5 protein-coding genes and 1 pseudogene are annotated in these 5,717 nt (G+C 47.0%); 2 read left to right on the forward strand and 4 right to left on the reverse strand.

Annotation, left to right across the window (positions count from 1 at the left end; genetic code table 11):
• Together RWS24_RS10415 and fni are read left to right on the forward strand one after the other, a co-directional pair.
• Positions 1-515, forward strand: a pseudogene (locus RWS24_RS10415) (phosphomevalonate kinase); the annotation flags it as partial.
• Entirely contained in the window at positions 496-1,503 is a 1,008-nt protein-coding gene (fni, locus tag RWS24_RS10420) for a type 2 isopentenyl-diphosphate Delta-isomerase (RefSeq protein ID WP_314367302.1), read from the forward strand. The pseudogene RWS24_RS10415 and the gene fni, both read left to right, overlap by 20 nt.
• 36 nt (positions 1,504-1,539) lie before the next feature.
• On the opposite strand, the gene RWS24_RS10425 is transcribed toward fni, so the two are convergent.
• From RWS24_RS10425 to RWS24_RS10440, 4 genes are all read right to left on the reverse strand, one after another.
• Entirely contained in the window at positions 1,540-2,814 is a 1,275-nt protein-coding gene (locus RWS24_RS10425) for a hydroxymethylglutaryl-CoA reductase, degradative (protein ID WP_314367305.1), read from the reverse strand.
• On the reverse strand, positions 2,811-3,989 hold the full coding sequence (locus RWS24_RS10430; protein ID WP_314367307.1) for a hydroxymethylglutaryl-CoA synthase: 1,179 nt from the start codon (positions 3,987-3,989) through the stop codon (positions 2,811-2,813). The genes RWS24_RS10425 and RWS24_RS10430 overlap by 4 nt, the downstream gene beginning before the upstream one ends.
• A gap of 144 nt (positions 3,990-4,133) precedes the next feature.
• Positions 4,134-4,601, reverse strand: coding sequence for a threonine/serine exporter family protein (locus RWS24_RS10435; protein WP_002903393.1), 468 nt, complete (start codon positions 4,599-4,601; stop codon positions 4,134-4,136).
• Positions 4,602-4,605: 4 nt separating this feature from the next.
• Positions 4,606-5,382, reverse strand: a complete 777-nt coding sequence (locus RWS24_RS10440; RefSeq protein ID WP_314367311.1) for a threonine/serine exporter family protein — start codon at positions 5,380-5,382, stop codon at positions 4,606-4,608.
• Positions 5,383-5,717: the final 335 nt, after the last annotated feature.

The raw sequence follows: 5,717 nt of genomic DNA on the forward strand, positions 1-5,717 counted from the left end.
ATAGAGAGCTGGTCCGCAAGCGCATGGACAAAGTTGATTTACAGCAATTACTAGCAGAGGATTGGGGTTTTGAAATTCGCAGTATTAAGCCTTGCTTAGTCATGGATTTTCTGGTTGGCTGGACCAAGCAGCCAGCGATTTCTAAGGATTTGGTCAATCAGGTCAAGTCAGCTATTTCAGAGTCCTTTTTGACAGGAAGTAGGACGCAGGTTGATGCTTTGGAGAGAGCTTTATTAGCAGGAGAGAAGTTAGCTATTCAGTCTAGTCTGGAAAAGGCTAGCCAGCTCTTAGAAAGGCTCAGCCCAGCTATCTATACAGACAGGCTGAAAGTCTTAAAAGAAGCGGCAGAGGGACTGAACTGTGTGGCTAAAAGCAGTGGTGCCGGCGGTGGCGACTGCGGGATTGCTCTCAGCTTTGATGCCGCATCTAGTAACCAATTGATTCAAGCCTGGCAAGAAGCTGATATTAAGCTATTATACAGAGAAAGGATGGGCCATGATGAGCCAGAATCGTAAGGATGACCATATCAAATACGCTTTAGAGCAGCGTCCGGGTTACAACAGTTTTGATGAAATGGAACTGGTTCACCGCTCTTTGCCCAAGTACGATTTGGCTGAGATTGACCTATCTACTCACTTTGCTGGTCGTGATTGGGAGTTTCCTTTTTATATCAATGCCATGACTGGCGGCAGCCAAAAAGGTGGTCAGATCAATGAAAAGCTGGCTCAAGTAGCTGAAAGTTGCGGCCTTCTTTTTGTAACTGGCTCTTACAGCGCAGCCTTGAAGAATCCTTCTGATCCTTCCTATCGGGTGGCGGCTGGTCGGCCTAATTTATTGCTGGCTACCAATATCGGCTTGGACAAGCCTTATCAAGCCGCCCAGCAGGCAGTAGCTGATTTGCAGCCCCTCTTTTTGCAGATCCATGTCAATCTCATGCAGGAATTGCTGATGCCAGAGGGCGAGCGGGAGTTTCGTTCTTGGCGCCAGCACTTGACTGATTATAGTCAGCGGCTGGATCTTCCCCTAATTCTTAAAGAAGTTGGCTTTGGCATGGATCGCTCTACTGTCAAAGAAGCGCGCTCCTTGGGTATTCAGACTTTTGATATTTCCGGCCGGGGCGGCACTAGCTTTGCCTATATTGAAAATCAGCGGGGTGGCAATCGTGACTACCTCAATGATTGGGGTCAATCTACTCTGCAGAGCCTGTTGGCGCTTCAGCCATTGCGCGATGAGGTCGAACTCTTGGCTAGTGGAGGTGTCCGCCATCCTTTGGATATAATCAAAGCCTTGGTCTTAGGAGCCAAGGCGGTCGGCCTTTCTCGTACCATGCTGGACTTGGTGGAAAATCACTCAGTGGAAGAGGTTATTGATATTGTAGAAGGCTGGAAATCAGATCTGCGCCTCATCATGTGCGCCCTGTCCTGCCGAAACTTGCAAGAACTAAAGAGTGTACCCTATCTACTCTACGGTCGGCTGAAAGAAGCTCAGGAACAGATTAAATAGCATAAAGACATACAAAAAAGGCCATCAAGGCCTTTTTTACTTGTCCTGCTTTCGTAAGTCAGCTAGTATTTCCTGAGCAACAGCGAGGTTGAAAGTCTTCTTGGCTGTTAAGCGACTGGCTACAGCAGCAATTTCTTCTTCCAAGGCTCCAGCTTGCAATGCTAAAGATTTGGCTTGCAATTTCATGTGTCCTGCTTGGATGCCAGTGCTGACCAGGGCTTTGAGGGCAGCGAAATTTTGCGCCAATCCGACCGATACAATGAGGGAAGCCAAGTCCTTGGCCTGAGGCTGCCCTAGCAAGTCAAAGCTGGCTGCCACTGCTGGATTGAGACCGATGGAGCCTCCCTTAGTCGCAATGGGCATGGGCAGAGTCATCTGACCATGAAGCTGGCGTTTGTCTGGGTCTGCCGTCCAAGTAGAGAGGCCGCGGTAACTTCCTTCTCGGCTGGCATAGGCATGGGCACCGGCTTCTATAGCCCTCCAGTCATTTCCAGTAGCCAGCACCAAAGCATCAATACCATTAAAGATACCTTTATTGTGGGTAGCTGCCCGATAAGGGTCGACCTGGGCTAGCTTGCTAGCCAGCTGCATTTTATCCGCAAGAAGTTCCGCCTCGGCCTTATCCCGACTGAGAAAGCGATAGTCGATGACACAGCGGGCTGTTACTAGGCTATCTGTTGCATAGTTTGACAGGATAGCCATCAGACTCTTACCGCCAGTCAGCTCTTCCAGAGGAAGGGTGAGAGCCTCTAGCATGGTGTTGAGCATATTGGCTCCCATGGCTTCCTGCGTATCCACAGATAGATAGAAAATAAGGAAGTCATCCTTTGGCTCCAGCCAGAATTCTCTAGCACCGCCACCACGGGCAACAATCGATGGATAGGCTTGGTTGGCCTGCTCCAACAACTCTTTCTTTTTCCTGAGAACATCTTTGATAGCTTGGTCTGCATTATCAACCTGATAGAGGGCAATTTGCCCAATCATCTGGCGTTTGTGGACCTCTGTCTCAAATCCGCCTGAACGTTTGATAATCTTAGCTGCAAAGCTAGCCGCTGCTACCACAGATGGCTCTTCTGTCACAAAAGGAACTTGATAGGTCTTACCATCCACCAGAAAGTCTGGCACCAGAGAGTAGGGCAGGGCCAGAGTGGCCAGTACATTTTCACTCATCTGGTTGGCTGTTTCCAGAGGCAAAGTCTGCTGACTGTCTAGCAGCTGCCAATGTTCATCTTGTAAAAGCCCCTTTTCTTTCAGCATCTGCAGCCGCTCAGCAGGAGTTTTTTTGGAAAATCCAGTCCAGTTTACTTTCATGATGATTTCTCAACTTTGATATACTTACGCTGATGCTCTACAATTTCTGTCAGAGCGAAGCTTTGATTTTCATAGCCGGAGAAGCTGGCATTGCCCTTTTCATCCAGCTCAGCTTCTTCAAAAAAGATGCGCTCGTAGTCTGCGATGGAAAGAGCCTGACGCTGGTCTAATTCCTCTAGGCGTGTCTTGGATAGATGCTTTTCATAGCCTTCTACCAAATTGGCACTAAAGATTTCAGAGACAGCTCCGCTGCCATAGCCGAAAAGAGCAATCCGATCTCCGGCTTTGAGGTTGTCGGAGTTTTCTAAAAGAGACAGGAGGCCTAGGAAGAGGGAGCCTGTATAGATATTTCCAACTTTCTGACTGTAGAGAATAGAGGCTTCAAAATTCTCTCTGAGCTGGTCTTGCTGCTCTTGGGGCAGGCTTTTATCCATGATTTTATTGAGACCTTTGAGAGCCAATTTTGGATAAGGCAGGTGGAAGCAGTAGGCCGCAAAATCTTTGAGAGCCAGCTTGTGGCGTTTTTGGTACTCCGTCCAAGTTGTCTTTAAGCTATCCAGATACTGCTGGGTTGAATAGAGGCCGTTGACATAAGGCGTTGTCGAGTAATTTGGGCGCCAAAAATCCATGACATCGCGTGTCTGAGCTACATTATCATCATTGAAAGCGAGGATACGAGGATTGCTACTAATCAGCATAGAAATAGCTCCCGCTCCCTGCGTTGGCTCGCCAGGTGTATGAATGCCATACTTGGCAATATCGCTAGCTAACACCAAAACTTTGCTGTCTGGGTGTTTTTCGATGTGGAGCTTGGCATAGTCCAGTGCTGCAGTCGCTCCATAGCAGGCTTCCTTGATTTCAAAGCTGCGGGCAAATGGTTGGATACCCAAAAGGCCGTGGACAAAAACGGCCGCCGCTTTGCTCTGGTCAATCCCTGACTCAGTAGCCACGATGACCATATCAATCTTTTCTTTGTCCTCTGCTGTCAGGATGGGCTCTGCTGCCGCTGCTCCCAAGGTAACAATATCCTCAGTCAGAGGAGCAATGCTTAGTTCCTTGAGCAAGAGTCCCTTGCTAAGCTTTTCTGGGTCAGTCCCACGGGCTGCCGCTAAATCATTTAATTTTAAGACATAATTACTGGTCGCAAAACCGATTTTGTCGATTCCGATTGTCATTATAAGACCTCTTTAAATCCTTTTATTCTAGTATATTCCGAAAACTATTTTACCATACTTAGGAATAAAACTCTTACAAAAACATCTAATCTCAGCTAAATCAGGCTTAAGATGTATTTTCCAAAATAAAAACAGCAGATGGTTCTACTGTTTATTTGCTGTGAGTTTGGTTTGGCGCTTTTTCAAGTAGTGGTAGAGCTTGAGTACGACAGTGCCGCTGGCCATGCCAATCGAGATGACCAAGGCTAGAATGACCACCAGAGTGGCGTGAATCATAGCCTGGCTGTAGTCACCAGTGACAAAAAAGGCAGTCGTCCGATAGGAAATATAGCCTGGGACCAGAGGCGCTAGAATAGCCAAAATAAAAACAACAGCGGGCGTTTTGTAGATAATGCTGAGAATTTGGCTGACGCAGGAACCAATGATAGCAGCCACAAAGGTTGCTATGATGACGTTGGTCGGTCCTTTGAGCAGAAGGTAGAGTAGCCAAATAGCCATGCCCAGCACTCCGCCGGGAATCAGCATACTGCGCTGGACATTTAGAACGATTAAAAAAGTAATGATAGCCAGTAGGCTGGCAACTGCTTGCAGTAAGAAAGTCAAGATTGTCATAGGCTTATTTCATAATAAGGAGGGCGACAGAGGTACCTGCACCGAGAGCAAGAGTGATGAGGAGCGATTCAAAGAGCTTGCTCATCCCAGAGTTGATATGGTTGGTCATGATGTCACGCACAGAGTTGGTCAGAGCAATGCCGGGCACAAAAGGCATGACAGAACCCGCAATAATCAAATCATCTGTGGAGTTAAAACCAGAATAGCGTGTCCAGATATGAGCTAGCAGTCCAAAGACGAAGGCTCCAGCAAAAGCTGTCACAAAAGGAATGCGGATATATTTGTCCACATACAAAGAGAAGGCAAAGCCAAAGAAGGTAGCAATAGCCGCGCCTAAAGCATCGTAGAAATTTCCGCCAAACATGATGGAGAAGAAGGGAGCACTGAGCGTTGCGGCAGCGATCAGCTGCTTGTTATTATAGGGCAGCTCCTTAACTTTGAGGCGATTCAGCTCATCAAAAGCCTCTTGAAGGCTGATTTCTCTTGTTACCAACTGACGGGAGACCTGATTGACATCGCAGACCTTCTCAATGTTGTAGTTGGTCTTGAGATTACGCTTCATCCGTGAGACATTTGTATTTTCGATTGAAAAGAAAATAGCCACTGGCATTGCTAAGGCATTGCAGTTGATGATCCCTTGCGAATGAGCGATACGAATCATGGTGTCTTCTACCCGATAGGTCTCGGATCCGCTCTGCAGCAGCAGTGTCCCAGCCAGCATGATGACATCTACCGCCAGATTGAAATCTTTGGCTTCTTCCCTGATACCTTTCTCTGTCATTTCCCCAGTCCTTTTCCTAGTATAGCAATAGAACCATTATACCATAAAGCCTCTTAAAAATTTCATCAAGTTGGCAGTCATTTAGACTCATAGATATAAAAAAGAAGATTGGGGATTTCCAATCTTCTTTCAAATGGTTTGTAAGTCCTTAGTCGTTTATTAGCTCAAAGCATCGTCCATAGAGAGCACTTCGTGGAAGACACGTTGAGTCAATTCAGTCTTTTGCTCTGGAGTCAAGTACTTAGTGTTTACACAGTAACCTGAGATACGAACGATAACATCTTCACCAGACATAATCTTGTCGTAAACGTCCTTCAAGTCCATAACGTTCAAGT

It is taken from the genome of uncultured Streptococcus sp., from assembly GCF_963528215.1.
Classification (GTDB): domain Bacteria; phylum Bacillota; class Bacilli; order Lactobacillales; family Streptococcaceae; genus Streptococcus.